Here is a 16,214-nt window from a genome sequence, read left to right as displayed (position 1 = left end):
CGGTCGGTGCCGGAAAGACGTCATCGGTCCACGACGTTCATGGCCATGGCGCCGGACGCCGAGCAGTACGGCCTCACCCACACGGGCTTCGCCGGGTGCACGGCGGAGAACTCCGACGGTTCGTCGCCGACCAGCGGGACGCCCGGGTAGGCGAAGGCGCTCTTGACGTCGGGGAAGTCCTCGAGCACATGGCAGATGCGCACCTTCGCGCGGTCGTGCGGATCGGGCTGCAGCCACCAATCCCAGTCCTCCCACCGCTCGAGCCGGTGGTCGACGACGCGGCGGACCGGGGCCTCGGCGCGGAAGGAATGGCTGCCGAGGACCTGTACGGGCACGGTGAAGTTGAGCGCGTGGAGGCCGCGGCGGCTCAGTACGAAAAGGGCGCCCGGCTGGATCCTGAGCCCTCCGCACAGCACGCCCGTGAGCACGATGCCGTCGTCGCTCACCTCGACGGACGTGCACTCCACGTGGGTCGCGCGCACCACGGTGCGCAGCATGAGCTTGCCGTTCGGCTGAGCGTAGGGAAGGTTCCAGCCGACCTGACCCGCCACGGGATGCGAGAGCAGGCGGGCCCGGGCGTCGATCAGCGCGCGGGTGTCGCGGAGCCCGGCCTTGAGGTGGACGTTCTCGTGCTTGGCGGAGCGCATGGTCACGCGCCAGCGGCCGTCGCCGAGTTCGTCGAGCGCGGCGGGGGTCAGTGCGGCGCCGTAGCGGGTGCCGCCGTTGGCGAGGGGCCTGCGGACGGTCCGCAGCTCCATGTCGGGCAGGGGCTGCCCGTCGGAGGGGCTGTGGCGCAGCACGAACTGCCAGCGACGCTTGCCGTCGGCCGGCCCGTCGACGGAGAACCGCAGCCATCCCGCGTCGTCGCTCGTGACGTCGGCGCGCGCCGCTCCCATGTACACGGGCGGCACGGTCGCTTCGGCGTGCGTGGCCTCGCGCGGCGCGGCGGGCCTGCGGTAGCCGCGTTCTGCGGCGGCGCGGCGGCTCGCGGCATCCTCGAAGAGGTCCACGTAGGTGGTCGCGACGGCCTCGGGATCGTAACGGGCCGAGTTGCGCAGCGCGTTCGCACCCATGCGGGTCCGGAGCATGTCGTCGGCCATGAGCCGGCGCAGCCCCTGGGCGATCGCCTCGGCGTCACCGGTCCGTACGAGGAAGCCGTCCTCGCCGTGGCGCAGGATCTCCCGCGGCCCCACCGGGCAGTCGGTGGAGACGACGGGCAGGCCGCAGCGCATGGCCTCGACCAGGGTCATGCCGAATGACTCGGCGCTCGAGGTGACCGCGGCGATGGAGCCCTTGGCCCACTCCGACTCGATCGGCGAGAACCCGCCCATGAGCAATGCCCGTCCCGCCAGGCCGAGTTCGGTGACCAGGGCGCGCAGCTTGGCGGCTTCACCGCCGTCGCCGTAGATGCGCAGCTGCCAGTCGGGGAACTCGTCCGCGAGCAGACCGAAGGCGCGGATCAGGAGGTCGTAGCGCTTGATGTGGTGCATGCGGCCCGCGCTGACGACGACCTTGTGCGCGCAGTCCGAGGGCGCGACGGCGGGCTGCGGAACGCTGTTGGGGATGCCGACGACGGGGATGCCCGGGATGGGGGTGTTCTCCATGAAGGAGCGGGCGTCCGCCTCGGTGACCGTGGTGATGGCGTCGAGGCGGGGATAGACCTGCGCCATGCGGGCCCGTACGGCGGGCGGGATCGCCAGGTGTGTCATGTGTTCCTGGGCCACGCGCAGCGTGCTGTCACGGGTGAACTCGGCGACGAAGAGATTGAGACTGGGGCGGGTGCCGATAACGACGTCGGCGCCCGTGCGCTCCAGGTCCTGGATGATGCGCTGGTCGCTGAACTTGCTGTACTGCGCGTAGAACTCCTCCTGCCGCGGCACCACTTCGCTCGGCTCGCCGCTGCCGGGCGCGTCGCGGTCGGAGGATCCGGGGCGCAGGTCGACGAGGGCGCGCACGGTGATGCGCGGAGAGATCTCGAACTTCGTGGCGGTGCTGCGCCGGAACACGGAGACGATCTCGACGTCGTGGCGGACGGCGAGGGCCTCGGCGAGGTTGATGACGGTGCGGTTGGTGCCGCCGATGCCGTAGATGTTGTTGATCAGGAAGGAGATCTTCATCGGATCTCGCTCTCCTTCCGCTGCTGGGGAACACGCTGCGTGGGGATCAGCGGCGCGTGCTGCTTCTCGAACGGGCTCGGCACGGGGTAATACGACTCCAGGAAGTCCCGCACCATGTCGCCCTGGCGCCCCACGTCGAACGTGTCGGAGACCGTGTCGTTGATGCAGAACGCCTGGCGGTCCCGCCGGGCCAGCAGGATCCCCAGGCGGCGCGCGATCTCCGGCCTGGCCAGGTCGAGATACGCGAACGCGATGTCCGAGGGGACCGCTCGGCCGGTGAAGTAGGCGTAGTAGTGGTACAGCGACGACGGGATGGAGATGTCGGTCGTGCTGCGGAACCGGCTGTGGGACGTGCCGAGGTGCGCGTCCCTGAACTCGCTCTCGATCTCGTAGAGGACGCTGCGGCGCAGGGCGTACGGCGCGTGGCGCATCTTCTGGACGATCGCGGAGCCGAAGTTCTCCAGGATGAGGCGGCGGTTGTTCTTGCCCGCCGCGTCCACCGGCCTGTCCCCCGACGCGTCGTCCCAGCGGGGGAGCTGGGAGGGGGAGAAGAAGGTGCGGGTCACGCCGTTGGAGAGGAAGAAGTCCTGGGGGGTGACGGGCGCGCCGAGGAACATGTCGTCGTTGAAGTAGAGGAAGTGCTCGGAAAGGCCGTCGATGTGGTGGAGCTGGCTCTCGATGGCGTGTGAGTTGAAGGTGGGCAGGGCGCCGGGGTCGTCGAAGATCTGGGAGTGGTCGACGACGGTGATGCGCGAGCCCCGCTCGTTCAGCCATGCCGGACGCTGCTGGTCCGTCACCACGTAGATGTGCCGCACCCAGGGGGCGTTCTGCTCCAGCGCCCGCAGGGAGTAGCGCAGCTCGTCCCGGCTGATGTAGCGGGCCGCGTTGGCGGACTCGGCGTGGTAGCCGCCGTCCTCGATACCCGCCCGCCTGCGCTGCCAGGCGGGGTCGTTGCCGTCGACCCAGGTGTAGACGACGTCGATGGGAAAGCGCACGTCCTCGGGCAGCGGCTGGGCGCAGGCCGCGACGGTGCGCACGGACCGGGTGCGCCGGGTGTGCAGGGCGGCGAAGCCGGTGAGGCGGCTGATGGGGACGCTGATCCGGGGCTCGTCGAGGGCGATGTCCTCGGTGACCCGGTTGGGGCGGGGGGCGACGAGGCGGCCCTCGCTCTCGTGCCAGAACTCGATGTCGCAGCCGTGCTCCAGGCCGAGGACCAGCGAGGCGCCGGGGTCGCTCCACACCATGCCGGTGCGCAGGACGGGCGCGGTCCGGGCGATGCGCCGTCCGCCGCGTGACGCGCACAGGACGGGCTTGCCCCGCTGGGCCGCGCCGTAGCAGGCGACGATGTACACGGGCGCGGAGGCGCGGGTACCCACGAGGACGTCGGCCACCCGCGCCCGGTCGGTCGCGGCGACGGCGAGCGTGGAGCGGAACTCGGAGGTGCCGCGCACCACGAAGTGGTCGATGCCCGCCGCTTCCAGGAGCGAGACGACGAGTTCGAGGTTGGCCTCGCGCAGCCCGAGCGGCGACGTGGTGGGGCGTACGAGGGCGATCTGCGCGCCCCGGTCGGCGAGCACAGCGAGCCTCTCGCCGTCGCCGAACAGATGCGGCCAGGCGCGCCGGGCCCGGACCCCGCGGACGAAACGGAAACCGAGGGTCAGGGTCGTCAAGCGGCGCAGCACGCGCTTGATGGCCATGCGCAGCCGCGCCGGCACGCGGCGTGCGACGCGACGTCTGAGGGAGGCGGGGACGAGGGAGCGGTATACGCCCACCGCCGCCGATGCCTCGGGGTTGCCATTGCTCACGTGTGGTCGTCCGGGTCGTCTGGGCCGCCGTGCTCGAAGGGGCTGGGCACGGGGAAGTAGCGGTGGAGGAAGCGGATGACGGCGTCGGTGCCGCCGTGGGCCAGCGCGTCGTCGCTGCCGAGTCCGAAGAAGTGCATCTGCTGGGTGTCGCGCCGCACCAGGAGCCGTTCCAGGCGACGGCCGATGTGCGGCAACGCGGCGTGCAGCGCGACGGTGGCCTCGCCGGAGGGGTCGGCGAGCCCGGAGCAGTGGGCGAAGTGGTGCGCGAGTCCGTCGCCGGGGTGGGTGCCGGGGAGCGTGGGCACCCGCTGGTCGTCGGGGCCGGGAACGAGCAGCATGCCGACGCCCGCGAGCCGACCGAGGGCCTGGCACGAGTGCGGCTGCGGACCGGAGGCGTAGCCGTGCGACACGGCGCGCCCGGTGGCGCCGAGGGCGGCCCGCGGCCACTGCTGGAAGGACTCCTCGGCGGTCCACAGCCCCTTGCGGGGGCGGGTCTCGCGGTGCGGCGTGAAGTAGTCGAAGGGGCGCACCGGACGGCCGAGGAGGGCGCCGGGGCGCATCAGCAGGAAGGTCTCGGCGACGTCGGGAAGCCGGTGCAGCTGGGAGGTGGCGCCGGCGCCCGCGGGGACGACGGTGAGCCGTTCGTCCGCGCGCAGCCAGTGCGGGGGCGAAGCCTGCGCGACGACGTGTACGAGGTCGATCCAGGGCGCGTACTGATGCAGGGAGCGCAGGGTCGCGCGGAGCAGTTCCTCGCCCCAGGGGGTCGGGTGCTGCCACAGGACCACCGCGTCGACGGGGAACGTGATCTCCTCGAGGCGCGGTATGTCGAAGTCCTCGAGGGTGATGGTGGGTTCGGCGTCGCCGTCGATGTCGGAGTACGCGCAGAGGCGGTCGAAGGCGATCTCGATGCCCAGGGCGTCGCGCGGAACGACGCGCTGGACGCGGTTGGGGCGCGGCCCGACGAGGCGCTCGTCGGCCAGCTCGTCGTTGACGGTCCAGAACTCGATCTCGACGCCCTGATCGTCACCCACCCACAGGTTCTGGGTGGGGTCGGTGCGCAGCCAGGTGAGCCGTACGACCTTGGCCTTGCCGTAGTTCTTCCACGCCTTGATGTGGCTGCCGGGGACAGTCGCGGTGTCGTTCGCGGAGGGCGACACCGAGACGACATAGCCGGTGTGTTCCTCCAGCAACGCGCGTAGTACCCGCCGAACCTGGCCCTTGTCCCGCTGTTCCACGGCGATGCAGACGCGGCGGTCGTCGAGCGCGGGCACGGTGAACCAGGGGATGCCGGCCGCGTCGAGGGCGTAGGTGACGAGATCGTGGTCGAGGCGGCGCGCGAGGTCGGCGGTCACCCCGGTGTGGACGTGGCCGATCCGGCCGTCGGGTGCGGCGACGCGGCGCTCGGAGACGCTGATGGCATCGGACCTGCGGACGCGGCGCAGCGCGCGCCGGTGCAGCCGGGCCTCACGGCGGTTGAGGGTCCTGGCGAGCCCGCCCTTCACCTTGCGCCGTACGCGGGGCGGCACGCTGTGAGCGGCGACGGAGCGGACCGGCTGCGGAACGATCCGCTGGTAGACGTGTGCGGCGGAGCTCATGGACGTCGAGTCGGACACTTCATGAACTCCGTTTCATCGCTCGTAGGGGCTGGGCGTGGGGAAGTAGGCGTTCAGGAATCCGTCGAGGAGTTCCTGCTGCGCCTCGATGTCCTCCGGTGTGGAGAAGGCGTCGTTGAGGCAGAAGGAATCCTGGCTGCGGCCGTCCAGCAGGCGCTGCAGCCGGTCCGCGAGGTCCGGCACCGCGAGCTGGAGGTAGGTGAACGGCATGGAGCCGGTCTGGGCGCGGCCGGTCATCGCCGCGTAGTAGAGGGCGAACGACGACGTGGGTGACAGGTCCGTCATCGCGCGGAACCGGCTCGCCGACGTGCGGGCCCAGGCCCGGGGGAAGTCCAGCTCCGCCTCGTCCATCGCGCTGCGCCGCAGGGCGTAGGGGATGTGCTCCATGGGCTGGGTGATGACCTTGCCGAACCGCTCGCGCAGGAGGGCGCGGTTGTTCTTGCAGGCCGCGTCGACCGGGGTGTCGGTCTCGACGACCGGGCCCTGCGGGATCCGGTTGCGGGAGGGGAAGTACCGGGCCGTGCCGGACGGCGTGAAGAAGGCGTGGGGTGCGACGGGCCGGCCGATGAACATGTCGTCGTTGAAGTACAGGAAGTGCTCGGACAGGCCCTGGATGTGGTGCAGCTGGCTCTCGATGGAGTGCGAGTTGAACGTGGGCAGGTCCGCGGGGTTGCGGAAGATCTCGCGGTGAGTGGCGATGCGGCAACCCGGCAGGTCCTCGCGCATCCACTCCGGCACCTGGTCGTCGGTGACGATGTAGATGTTCCGGATCCACGGCGCGAACATGTACAGCGAGCGCACCGAGTAGCGCAGCTCGTCGCGGCTGATGAAGCGCGCGTCGCTGGCGGACTCCGCGTGGTAGACCTCGCCCTTCGCGGAGGCCTTGCGGCGCTGCCAGGCCGGGTCGTTGCCGTCGACCCAGGTGTAGACCGCGTCGACGGGGAAGTCGATGTCCTCGGCCATGGGCACCTGGAACTCCTGCCGGGTGGGCAGGGCGGGTGCCAGGTGCGCGGGCGTCGCGTCCGAGACGAAGCGGCTGAACAGGCGGGCGGGTCCGGCCACGTTGGGCTGGTCGCCCCAGACGGACCAGGTCACGCGGTTGGCACGGGGGGCTATGAGGTGACCGCCGTGCCAGCGCCAGAACTCGATGGCGCACCCGTACTCGTGACCGAGCAGCAGGTGGCCGCCGGGGTCGGTGCGGTACCAGCTGACCTGGATCGCGGCGGCGTCGCGCACGCCCCGCCAGGCGCTGGGGTCCCCGGAAGGGAGGGGCTTGGGGGCGCGCACCGGGTCCTGCGCGATGACGCTGAGGTGACCGGGGAACCGCCCCAGGCCGCGGAAGACGGCCCCGAGAGCGCGATCACGGTCGGGTTCGGCGACGGCGATGACGGTGCCGTGGTCGGACGTGCCACGGACGGCGAAGTGCGGGATGCCCTCGGCGTCGAGCAGCGCGGCGACGGTCGAGCGGTTGGCCTCGCGGGCGCCGAGCGGCGTCACCGAGGTCTCTACGTACGCGCCTTCGTGCGGCGTCTCGGCCTGCGGGTACGAGGGAACCTGCGCCGGCACACCGGAGCGGGGCGGGACGGACTGCGGCGCGACGTTCCACGCGTCCGAGTACGTGATGGGCCCAGGGATGGTCGTCATGCGGCTCGCCCCCCGGCGTATCGCGCCGCCTGATACCCCCCGGCGCTCGGCCTCAGCCACTCGGACAACAACAACTCCTCCATCACGGAACGCAGGCGTGGACCTGCGGCGAACCTCAGGTCCTGGCGTGCGCGACCCCCCCGAGTCGTTTGCCTTTTGCCTTAAAAAACTTCGATCAAGCCTGATCAAGCCTGAATTGTGCCAACAAATGACCGACATTCACAGGCTGGGCACATCTTCAGGTGCCGACTCAGCCGGTGTCAACACAGCCCACATGTCTGCATTAATCGGATTTCTAGCCTTACCTCATGACATAGCGGACAGCATGAACAGGGAAAGAACAGAAGCCGAGTCTGAGGATTCGAAAATACGTCTATAGTGCATCGACATCCACGCAAAGCCCCGGGCCGGCCGCCTCCCCCCACCCGAGCCCAGTCCCACCTGCACCTCGGGTATCGGAATTCGAAAGCGGAGAGAGGCCTCCTGGCATGTCGCACACCCTGACGGACTCCGGTGCGCGCGGCGCCCGGCGCGCGGCGCCCGACCGGCGTAAGAAGAAACCCAAGCGCAAGCGCCGGACGGGACGTTGGATCGTCCTCGGCCTGGTGCTCGTACTGCTCGCCCTCGGCGGCACAGCCTGGTGGATGTACAGCAGCCTCAACTCGAACCTGAACAACGTCGACATCGACAAGGCTCTCGGAGACGACCGCCCCGAGAAGCTTCCGACCAGCGGCCAGAACATCCTGGTGCTCGGCTCCGACTCGCGCGCGGGCGCCAACTCCGCGCTCGACGGCGCCAAGGTCAGCGGAGCCCGCTCCGACACCGCCCTCGTGGTGCACATCCCGCAGGGCCGCAGCCGGGCGACCGCAGTGAGCATTCCCCGCGACACCCTGGTGACCCGCCCGGCGTGCACGACGACCTCGGGCAAGTCTCTGCCCCAGGCACAGCGCGTGATGTTCAACTCCGTTTATTCGACGGGCGGTCCGGCCTGCGTCGTGAAGACGGTCGAGAAGATCTCCGGCATCCGCATGGACCACTACATGGAGATCGACTTCGCCGGCTTCAAGGGCCTCGTCGACGCCATCGGCGGCGTGACGGTGACCGTCGACAAGCCCATTCACGACAAGTCGAGCGGCCTCGACCTCGAAGCGGGCACGCACAAGCTGAACGGCACCGACTCGCTCGCCTTCGTCCGGACCCGGCACGGCGTCGGTGACGGCAGCGACCTCGGACGCATAGGCCTGCAGCAGCAGTTCATGCTGGCGCTGCTGAGCGAGATCAAGAAGCAGGATCTGCTCGGCAGCCCCACGAAGACGTACAAGATCGCCGACAAACTGACCTCGTCGCTCACCACCGACTCGGGCCTCGACTCACTGACGTCGCTCGCGGACTTCGGACGCAGCATGCAGGGCGTCGACCCCAACACCATGGAGACGATCATGCTCCCGGTGGCGTACGACAAGCAGGACCCCAACCGCGTCGTCGCGGCCGAACCGCAGGCGCACGACCTCTGGAAGGCGCTGCGGGCCGGCGAGCCCGTCCCGGAGTCGGCGAAGAAGTCGCCCGCCACGGGCGGCTGACCCACCGTCACGAACGAAGCGTCCCGCCCGGATCTCTCCGGGCAGGACGCTTCGTGGTTCACGTGGCGTGTCCCGTCGCCTGACGGGACCGCGACTGCGGGCGGTACGGCGTCAGGCGCGGACCGAGGTCTCCAGGGCGAGGCCCGGCTCGCGCCGCTGGCGCGCGACGTAGAGCGCCCCGTCCTTGCCGATGACGGCGAGGACCACGCGGCCGAGGGCGTCCACCGCCAACGCGGGTGCGCCCACGGCCTGCTCACCCGTGGGAGACCACCACAGCCCCTGGCTCTCGTTCTCGGAGACACAGGCCGCGAGCATGATCTGGTCGTCGACCCCGCGATGCGCGAGCACCGTGCAGTCGTAGCCGTCGAGGTTGGCGCGCAGCGCGGCGACCGGGCTGGGCGCGGGCGCGCCCCCCAGGGGGATCGCCCAACTGCCGGGCCGGTAGGCGACGATCCCGTTGCCGCCCGTGTCGTTCCAGTAGTAAGTCAGCCGGTCGGGGCCCGTCTCCAGACCGACGACGCCGTCGGCGGGCGCCGAGAGCGGGACGTTCGGGGACTGGTGGAACTCGCCGTCCGTCTCGGTCTGGTACCAGTGCGGGGCAACGGGGTTGCGCGTCGGGGCGAGGACCTCGACGCGTCCGGCCGAGGTGGGGACGGCGGCTATTCCGTCGCTGAGGCCGCTGCCCTTCAGGTCCGCCCACGCCTCCCAGCTGCCCTTCCTGTCCTCACGGCGCATCATCAGGCCGCCGCCGGCGTTTCGGGCGAAGACGTGCACCGTGCCGTTCGAGTTCACGGCGCCAACCGGCACACCGAACCGGGCGCCCTTGGCACGGTCCTTGTGCGGGTTGCCGAGCGAGCGCCACTCGGTGACCGGCCTGCCCGTCTGGTACTGGATGGCGTGCACGACGTCGACGTCCACTCCCCCGTCGGCCCGTGGCTTCACCCGGCGGCCGAGGAAGTGCACGTACGTGTCCGCGCCCTGCACGACGGTGACGTGGCCGAGATGGGTGCCGGGGAGGAAGTCGGGCCCTGTCCACCGGGGGCCGCCGGGCGTCACCTCGGTCCACCGCAGCATGCCGCCCTCGGTGAGCGCGTACGCGGTGAGCCTGCCATCCTTGCCCCGTGTCAGCCAACGCCCGTCGGCGGCACCGGTGGCGGTACGACGCTCGGCGCCGTGGTCATCGGTTCGCTCGTCGATAGCGTTTCTGCCCCGCATGACCGCCGTCACCTTCCGTCAACCTCACGCCCGGCATGTGCGCAGGGAAACCATGAATTCGCCACATCATATGCCTCAGCGAAATCCGTCCCCACAGCGTTACCGGGTGTCACGGCCGCCTAGGACTGTCCGGCCTCCCTGCCCAGCCGGCTGTGCGAGCGCCCGTACACGAAGTACACGATGAAGCCGAGCACCATCCAGACGGCGAAGCGGATCCAGGTCTCCGCGGGCAGGTTCAGCATCAGCCACAGGGACGCGAGCACCGACAGGACCGGGATGAACGGCACCAGGGGGGTGCGGAAGGCGCGGGGCAGGTCGGGGCGGGTGCGGCGCAGGATGATGACGCCGAGCGCGACGACGACGAACGCGAAGAGCGTGCCGATGTTCACCAGTTCCGCGAGCTCGCTGAGGCTGGTGAACCCGGCCAGGATCGCGATGATCACGCCGAGCAGGATGGTCGGCCGGTACGGGGTCTTGAACTTCGGGTGGACGACGGAGAAGAAGCGGGGCAGCAGACCGTCGCGGCTCATCGCGAAGAACACCCGGGTCTGGCCCAGGAGGAGGATCAGGCAGACCGTCGTCAGGCCGACCGCGGCGCCGAAGCTGATGACACCCGCGTACCAGGGGTGCCCGGTGGCCTTGAAGGCGTCGGCGAGCGGGGCGTCGATGGACAGCTCGCTGTACTTCTGCATGCCCGTGACGACGATCGACACCGCCACGTAGAGAGTCGTGCAGATGAGGAGGGAGCCCAGGATGCCGCGCGGCATGTCCCGCTGCGGGTTCTTCGTCTCCTCGGCGGCGGTGGCGACGACGTCGAAGCCGATGAAGGCGAAGAAGACGACGGAGGCTGCGGTGAAGATACCCATGACGCCGAAGTCGGTGGGCGTGTAGCCGAACATCAGCTGCACGAGGGGGGACTGGATGCTGCTGCCCGCCTCCTGCGGCTGCGCCTTCGGGATGAAGGGCTTGTAGTTGTCGGCCGTGATGAAGAAGGCGCCCGCGATGATCACGATGAGGACGACGGCCACCTTGACGGCGACGACGACCGTGGTGACGCGGGCGGAGAGCTTCATCCCGAGGACGAGGATGACGGTGAGCACCAGGACCAGGGCGGCGGCGAGGATGTCGAAGCCGAACCCCGTGGCCCCGTCCCGCCCGCTCAGCGACTCGGGCAGATGCCAGCCCGCGTTGTCCATCAGCGAACGCACATAGCCGGACCAGCCGACGGCGACCACCGCCGTGCCGAGCGCGAACTCGAGGACCAGGTCCCAGCCGATGATCCAGGCGGGGAGTTCGCCGAGCGACGCGTACGAGAAGGTGTAGGCGGACCCGGCGACCGGGACGGTGGAGGCGAACTCCGCGTAGCACAGCGCGGCCAGGCCGCAGACGACGCCGGCCACGACGAACGCGAGCGCCACCGAGGGGCCCGCGTTCTCCTTGGCGACCTTGCCGGTGAGGACGAAGATGCCGGTGCCGATGATGACACCGACCCCGAACACGGTGAGGTCCAGAGCGGACAGCGACTTCTTGAGTGCGTGCTCCGGCTCCTCAGTGTCCAAGATCGACTGTTCGACCTTCTTCGTCCTGAAGAGGGTGCTGCTCACGGGCGTACCTCCCACGCATTGTCGTCCTCGACATGATCGAGGGGGCTTTCGCTCCGCATGCCCCGGCGCGGGCGCGTTCACGCGAATGGGCCGGTCCCACCACCCTTGCGTGGTGGGACCGGCCCATGGAGCAGCCTCTGGAGGGTCAGTCGCGCGCGGGCTCCACGGCGTCCGTGGCCGTGGCGCGCTCGAAGCGGCCGTCCAGCTTGGCGACCAGACCGGTGACCTGACGCGCGATGTCGGGGGCCGTGAGGCCGATCTCGGCCATGACCTCCTTGCGCGAGGCGTGGTCGAGGAAGCGCGGCGGGATGCCGAAGTCGCGCAGCGGTACGTCGACGCCCGCGTCGCGCAGGGCCTGCGCGATCGCCGAACCGACGCCTCCCACGCGGGAGTTGTCCTCGACCGTGACGACGACGCGGTGCTGCTCGGCGAGCGGCGCGAGCGCCTCGTCGACCGGCTTGACCCAGCGCGGGTCGACGACGGTCGTGGTGATGCCCTGCTTGTCGAGGAGGCCGGCGATCTCCAGGCACATCGGGGCGAGCGCCCCGACGGAGACGAGGAGCACGTCCGGCCTGGCCGCCGACGCCCTGCGCAGCACGTCCATGGAGCCGACCCTGCCCACGGCCGGGACCGCGGGTCCGACGACGCCCTTCGAGTAGCGGACGACGGTCGGCGCGTCGTCGACCTCGACGGCCTCGCGCAGCTGGGCGCGCAACTGCTCGGCGTCGCGCGGGGCGGCCAGGCGCAGGCCGGGGACGACCTGGAGCATGGACATGTCCCACATGCCGTTGTGCGAGGCGCCGTCGTCGCCCGTGACGCCGGCCCGGTCCAGGACGAAGGTGACGCCGCACTTGTGCAGCGCGACGTCCATGAGGACCTGGTCGAAGGCGCGGTTGAGGAACGTCGCGTAGACCGCGAAGACCGGGTGCACCCCGCCGGTGGCGAGGCCCGCGGCCGAGGTGGCGGCGTGCTGCTCGGCGATGCCGACGTCGTAGATGCGGTCGGGGAAGGCGTCGGCGAACTTCTTCAGGCCGACGGGCTGGAGCATCGCGGCGGTGATCGCGACGATGTCCTCGCGGTCGTGGCCGAGCTTGACCATCTCGTCGCCGAAGACGGACGTCCAGCTGGCGGCCGAGGCCTTGATGGGCAGGCCGGTGTCCGGGTGGATCGGTCCGATGCCGTGGAAGCGGTCGGCCTCGTCCTGCTCGGCGGGCTTGTAGCCGCGGCCCTTCTCGGTGAGGCAGTGCACGATGACCGGTCCGCCGAACCGCTTCGCGCGGGCCAGGGCCGACTCCAGGGCCTCGATGTCGTGGCCGTCGATGGGGCCGACGTACTTCAGGCCGAGGTCCTCGAACATGCCCTGCGGGGCGATGAAGTCCTTGAGGCCCTTCTTGGCGCCGTGCAGGGTCTCGTAGAGCGGGCGGCCGACGACCGGCGTGCGCTCCAGGAGGTCCTTGCCGCGGGCCAGGAAGCGCTCGTAGCCGTCCGTGGTGCGCAGGGTGGCCAGGTGGTTGGCGAGGCCGCCGATGGTGGGGGCGTACGAGCGCTCGTTGTCGTTGACGACGATCACGAGGGGGCGGTCCTTGGCGGCCGCGATGTTGTTCAGGGCCTCCCAGGCCATGCCGCCCGTGAGGGCTCCGTCGCCGATCACGGCGACGACGTGGTCGTCCTTGCCGCGCACCTCGTTCGCCTTGGCGAGGCCGTCGGCCCAGCCGAGGACCGTGGAGGCGTGCGAGTTCTCGATCACGTCGTGGTCGGACTCGGCGCGCGAGGGGTAGCCGGACAGGCCGCCCTTGGTGCGCAGCTTCGCGAAGTCCTGCCGGCCGGTGAGCAGCTTGTGCACGTAGGACTGGTGACCGGTGTCGAAGAGCACCCGGTCCTTCGGCGAGTCGAAGACGCGGTGCAGCGCGATGGTGAGCTCGACGACGCCGAGGTTGGGGCCGAGGTGGCCGCCGGTCTTGGATACCGCGTCGACGAGGAAGGTCCGGATCTCGCCGGCCAGCTGGTCCAGCTGTTCCAGGCTGAGCCGGTCCAGATCGCGCGGTCCCGTGATGCGGGTCAGCAGCGGCACCCGTGCCTCCTTGCGATAGAGCTGTTCGAGCTTTTGCCGGGCCTGTCGAGTCTAATGTTCCGCCTCGGCGCGCGGCGCCCGGGCTCTGCGTTGTACATCACGCGATTGGCCGTACAGATGGGGAACATCCGTTCCCGTCCGGTCCGGGCATGACTGTGCCCGGCGTCTCCATTGACGCCGGGCACAAGCCCCGCGCCCAAGGGGCGCGGGGAACTGCGCGACCAGCCACAGCGGGCCCGCAGAAATCAGCAGAGATCAGCAGAGATCACACGTAACCCAGCGGAGCGCTCACGCGCGGCCTGCCGACTTCTGGGTCTTGCGGGTGACCGAGTCGATGACGACCGTGGCGAGGAGCACGCCGCCGGTGATCATGTACTGGATCGGGGTGGCGATGCCCTGGAGGGCCAGGCCGTACTGGATCGACGTGATCACGAGCACACCGAGCAGGGCGTTCCAGGTGCGGCCCCGGCCGCCGAAGAGGCTGGTGCCGCCGATGACGGCCGCCGCGATGACGTTCATCAGGAGGTCGCCGGAACCGGCGCTCTGGTTGGCCGCCGCGATCTTGGAGGCCCAGAAGAGGCCGCCGACCGCCGCGAACAGACCCGCGACGGCGAAGACCGAGACACGGACCGCCGTGACGTTGATACCGGCGCGGCGCGACGCCTCGACGCTGCCGCCGAGCGCGAAGATCTTGCGGCCGTACGAGGTACGACGCAGCACGAAGTCGCTGCCGACCAGGACGATCGCGAACAGCAGCACGGCGAGCGGCAGGCCCTTGTACTGGTTGAACATGATCGCCACGCCGAAGGCCGCGATCGCGAGCAGCGCCGTGCGCAGCACGAGCTCGCTCATCGGGCGGGACGGGATGCCGGCGGCCTCGCGGCGCCGGTTGCCGAGGAACGCCGTCAGGAAGTACGCGGCGACCGCGACGATCGCGAGCCCGTAGGCGGCCGCGACGTCCGAGAAGTAGTACGTGGTGAGCTTGCCGACCACGCCGTCGCCGTCGATGTTGATCGTGCCGTTGGAGCCGAGGATCTGGAGCATGAAGCCGTTCCAGAACAGCAGGCCGGCCAGGGTCACGGCGAACGCGGGGGCGCCGATCCGGGCGAAGAAGAAGCCGTGCAGGGCGCCGATGACGGCACCGGCGGCGAGGGCGGCGAGGACCGCGACCCACTCGTTGACGCCGTGGGTGACGCTCATCACGGCCGTGATCGCCGCGGAGACACCGGAGACGGAGCCCACCGACAGGTCGATCTCGCCGAGCAGCAGCACGAAGATGATGCCGACCGACATCATGCCCGTCGCGACCATGGCGACGAAGATGTTGTTGAGGTTCTCGGCGCCCAGGAACGCCGAGTTCAGGCTCTGGAAGATCGCGCAGATGACGATCAGTCCGATGACGACCGGCGTCGCGCCCAGGTCACCGGCGCGCATCTTGCGCTTGAACTCGCTTATGTAGCCCGCGAATCCCTGCTCGCGCACGAGGAGACGGGGGTCGATGGCCACGCTCGCGTCGCCCGCGGCCGCCGGGGCGTCCACGGCGGCGTGCGGCTTGTCGGTCTTTTCGATGCTCACTTCTGAGCCTCCGCGTTGCTGCGCGCCGCACGACGGGTCACGGCGTTGTCCGTGGCGCCGGTGATGGCGGAGATGATCTCTTCCTGCGAGGTGGTCTTGACCTCGAAAACGCCGTTGTTGCGGCCGAGCCGCAGGACGGCGACCTTGTCGGCGACGGCCTTCACATCGGCCATGTTGTGGCTGATGAGGATGACCGCGTGCCCGCGTTCGCGAAGACGCTCGACGAGGTCGAGGACCTGCGCGGTCTGCTCGACACCGAGGGCTGCCGTCGGCTCGTCGAGGATGACCAGCTTGGGCTCGCCGAGCATGGAGCGGGCGATGGCCACGACCTGGCGCTGACCGCCGGAGAGCGAGGCGATCGGGATGCGCACGCTCGGGATGCGGATGGAGAGCGTCTCGAGGAGCTCCCTGGAGCGGCGCTCCATCTCGACCTCGTCGAGGACACCGCGGCGCTTGAGCTCACGGCCCAGGAAGAGGTTGCCGACGACGTCGATGTTGTCGCACAGCGCGAGGTCCTGGTAGACGGTCGCGATGCCCAGGTTCTGGGCGTCGTGCGGCTTGTTGACCGCGACGGCCTTGCCGTCCCACTCGATGACACCTTCATCGATGGGGTGCACACCGGCGATCGTCTTGACAAGGGTGGACTTTCCGGCACCGTTGTCGCCGACCAGGGCGACCACCTCACCGGCGTGGACCTCAAGCTCTACATCGGTGAGCGCCTGGACGGCACCGAATCGCTTGGAGACTCCGCGCAACGCCAGCACGGGCGTAGCGGACACGTGAACCATCTCCTTCGCCGCCTAAGGCCTGACCCGGCGGGAGGTTGAACAGAAAAGACTGAGAGGGGGGTGCGTACGTGCGGGGATGGTGCTCTCGTACGTCGTTCCGTCCGGCGCCCCGCCGTTGAGCTTGCGGGGCTGTCGGCGGCAGGGCGCCGGACGTGCTCACACGGGGCGCCCCTTCAAGGTGCGCTCGAGTCCCGTGCAGGAC

General features: G+C 70.0%; 10 protein-coding genes. 1 reads left to right on the top strand and 9 read right to left on the bottom strand.

Translation table 11 applies throughout. The annotated features are described in order from the left end of the window. Nucleotides 1–20 precede the first annotated feature (20 nt). Genes ACWIGU_RS33995 through ACWIGU_RS33980 form a run of 4 tightly spaced genes read right to left on the bottom strand, consistent with a single transcriptional unit; the run spans nt 21 to nt 7,179 of the window. Nucleotides 21–2,117 (bottom strand): glycosyltransferase family 4 protein, encoded by a 2,097-nt coding sequence (locus ACWIGU_RS33995; protein WP_454405510.1) that lies wholly within the window; start codon nt 2,115–2,117, stop codon nt 21–23. Beyond that, nucleotides 2,114–3,922 (bottom strand): stealth family protein, encoded by a 1,809-nt coding sequence (locus ACWIGU_RS33990; RefSeq protein WP_454405509.1) that lies wholly within the window; start codon nt 3,920–3,922, stop codon nt 2,114–2,116. The genes ACWIGU_RS33995 and ACWIGU_RS33990 overlap by 4 nt, the downstream gene beginning before the upstream one ends. Further along, nucleotides 3,919–5,535 (bottom strand): sugar phosphotransferase, encoded by a 1,617-nt coding sequence (locus ACWIGU_RS33985; protein ID WP_454405508.1) that lies wholly within the window; start codon nt 5,533–5,535, stop codon nt 3,919–3,921. Before ACWIGU_RS33985 ends, ACWIGU_RS33990 begins: the two co-directional genes overlap by 4 nt. 15 nt (nt 5,536–5,550) lie before the next feature. After that, entirely contained in the window at nt 5,551–7,179 is a 1,629-nt protein-coding gene (locus tag ACWIGU_RS33980; RefSeq protein WP_454405507.1) for a stealth family protein, read from the bottom strand. Between the two features lie 488 nt (nt 7,180–7,667). Between ACWIGU_RS33980 and ACWIGU_RS33975 the strand changes: the two genes are divergently transcribed. Then, the gene (locus tag ACWIGU_RS33975; protein ID WP_454405506.1) at nt 7,668–8,759 is read left to right on the top strand and encodes an LCP family protein; all 1,092 of its coding nucleotides are present in this window, start codon (nt 7,668–7,670) and stop codon (nt 8,757–8,759) included. A 111-nt stretch (nt 8,760–8,870) separates the two neighbouring features. On the opposite strand, the gene ACWIGU_RS33970 is transcribed toward ACWIGU_RS33975, so the two are convergent. The 5 genes from ACWIGU_RS33970 to ACWIGU_RS33950 form a co-directional block, all read right to left on the bottom strand. Continuing rightward, the gene (locus ACWIGU_RS33970; RefSeq protein WP_454405505.1) at nt 8,871–9,974 is read right to left on the bottom strand and encodes a hypothetical protein; all 1,104 of its coding nucleotides are present in this window, start codon (nt 9,972–9,974) and stop codon (nt 8,871–8,873) included. Between the two features lie 119 nt (nt 9,975–10,093). Then, nucleotides 10,094–11,578: an amino acid permease gene (locus ACWIGU_RS33965; RefSeq protein ID WP_454405504.1), complete on the bottom strand. Its 1,485-nt coding sequence runs from the start codon at nt 11,576–11,578 to the stop codon at nt 10,094–10,096. 145 nt (nt 11,579–11,723) lie between these two features. Next, nucleotides 11,724–13,649 carry a 1-deoxy-D-xylulose-5-phosphate synthase gene (dxs, locus tag ACWIGU_RS33960; protein ID WP_454405503.1) on the bottom strand — a complete coding sequence of 642 codons (1,926 nt, stop codon included), beginning with the start codon at nt 13,647–13,649 and terminating at the stop codon, nt 11,724–11,726. Nucleotides 13,650–13,937: 288 nt separating this feature from the next. Further along, the gene (locus ACWIGU_RS33955) at nt 13,938–15,224 is read right to left on the bottom strand and encodes a sugar ABC transporter permease (RefSeq protein ID WP_454405502.1); all 1,287 of its coding nucleotides are present in this window, start codon (nt 15,222–15,224) and stop codon (nt 13,938–13,940) included. Further along, nucleotides 15,221–16,012 carry an ATP-binding cassette domain-containing protein gene (locus tag ACWIGU_RS33950; protein ID WP_266558831.1) on the bottom strand — a complete coding sequence of 264 codons (792 nt, stop codon included), beginning with the start codon at nt 16,010–16,012 and terminating at the stop codon, nt 15,221–15,223. The genes ACWIGU_RS33955 and ACWIGU_RS33950 overlap by 4 nt, the downstream gene beginning before the upstream one ends. Nucleotides 16,013–16,214 lie beyond the last annotated feature (202 nt).

This window comes from Streptomyces sp. NPDC055400 (assembly GCF_053644375.1).
Note: the sequence above shows the minus strand (reverse complement) of the source record. Positions and strands in the feature narration are given on the sequence as shown.

What these genes read in the sequence shown, in the direction of transcription:
- ACWIGU_RS33995 (WP_454405510.1), bottom strand. Translation starts at nt 2,117, where the DNA reads ATGAAGATCTCCTTCCTGATCAACAACATCTACGGCATCGGCGGCACC.
- ACWIGU_RS33980 (WP_454405507.1), bottom strand. Translation starts at nt 7,179, where the DNA reads ATGACGACCATCCCTGGGCCCATCACGTACTCGGACGCGTGGAACGTC.
- ACWIGU_RS33950 (WP_266558831.1), bottom strand. Translation starts at nt 16,012, where the DNA reads ATGGTTCACGTGTCCGCTACGCCCGTGCTGGCGTTGCGCGGAGTCTCC.
- ACWIGU_RS33975 (WP_454405506.1), top strand. Translation starts at nt 7,668, where the DNA reads ATGTCGCACACCCTGACGGACTCCGGTGCGCGCGGCGCCCGGCGCGCG.
- ACWIGU_RS33970 (WP_454405505.1), bottom strand. Translation starts at nt 9,974, where the DNA reads ATGCGGGGCAGAAACGCTATCGACGAGCGAACCGATGACCACGGCGCC.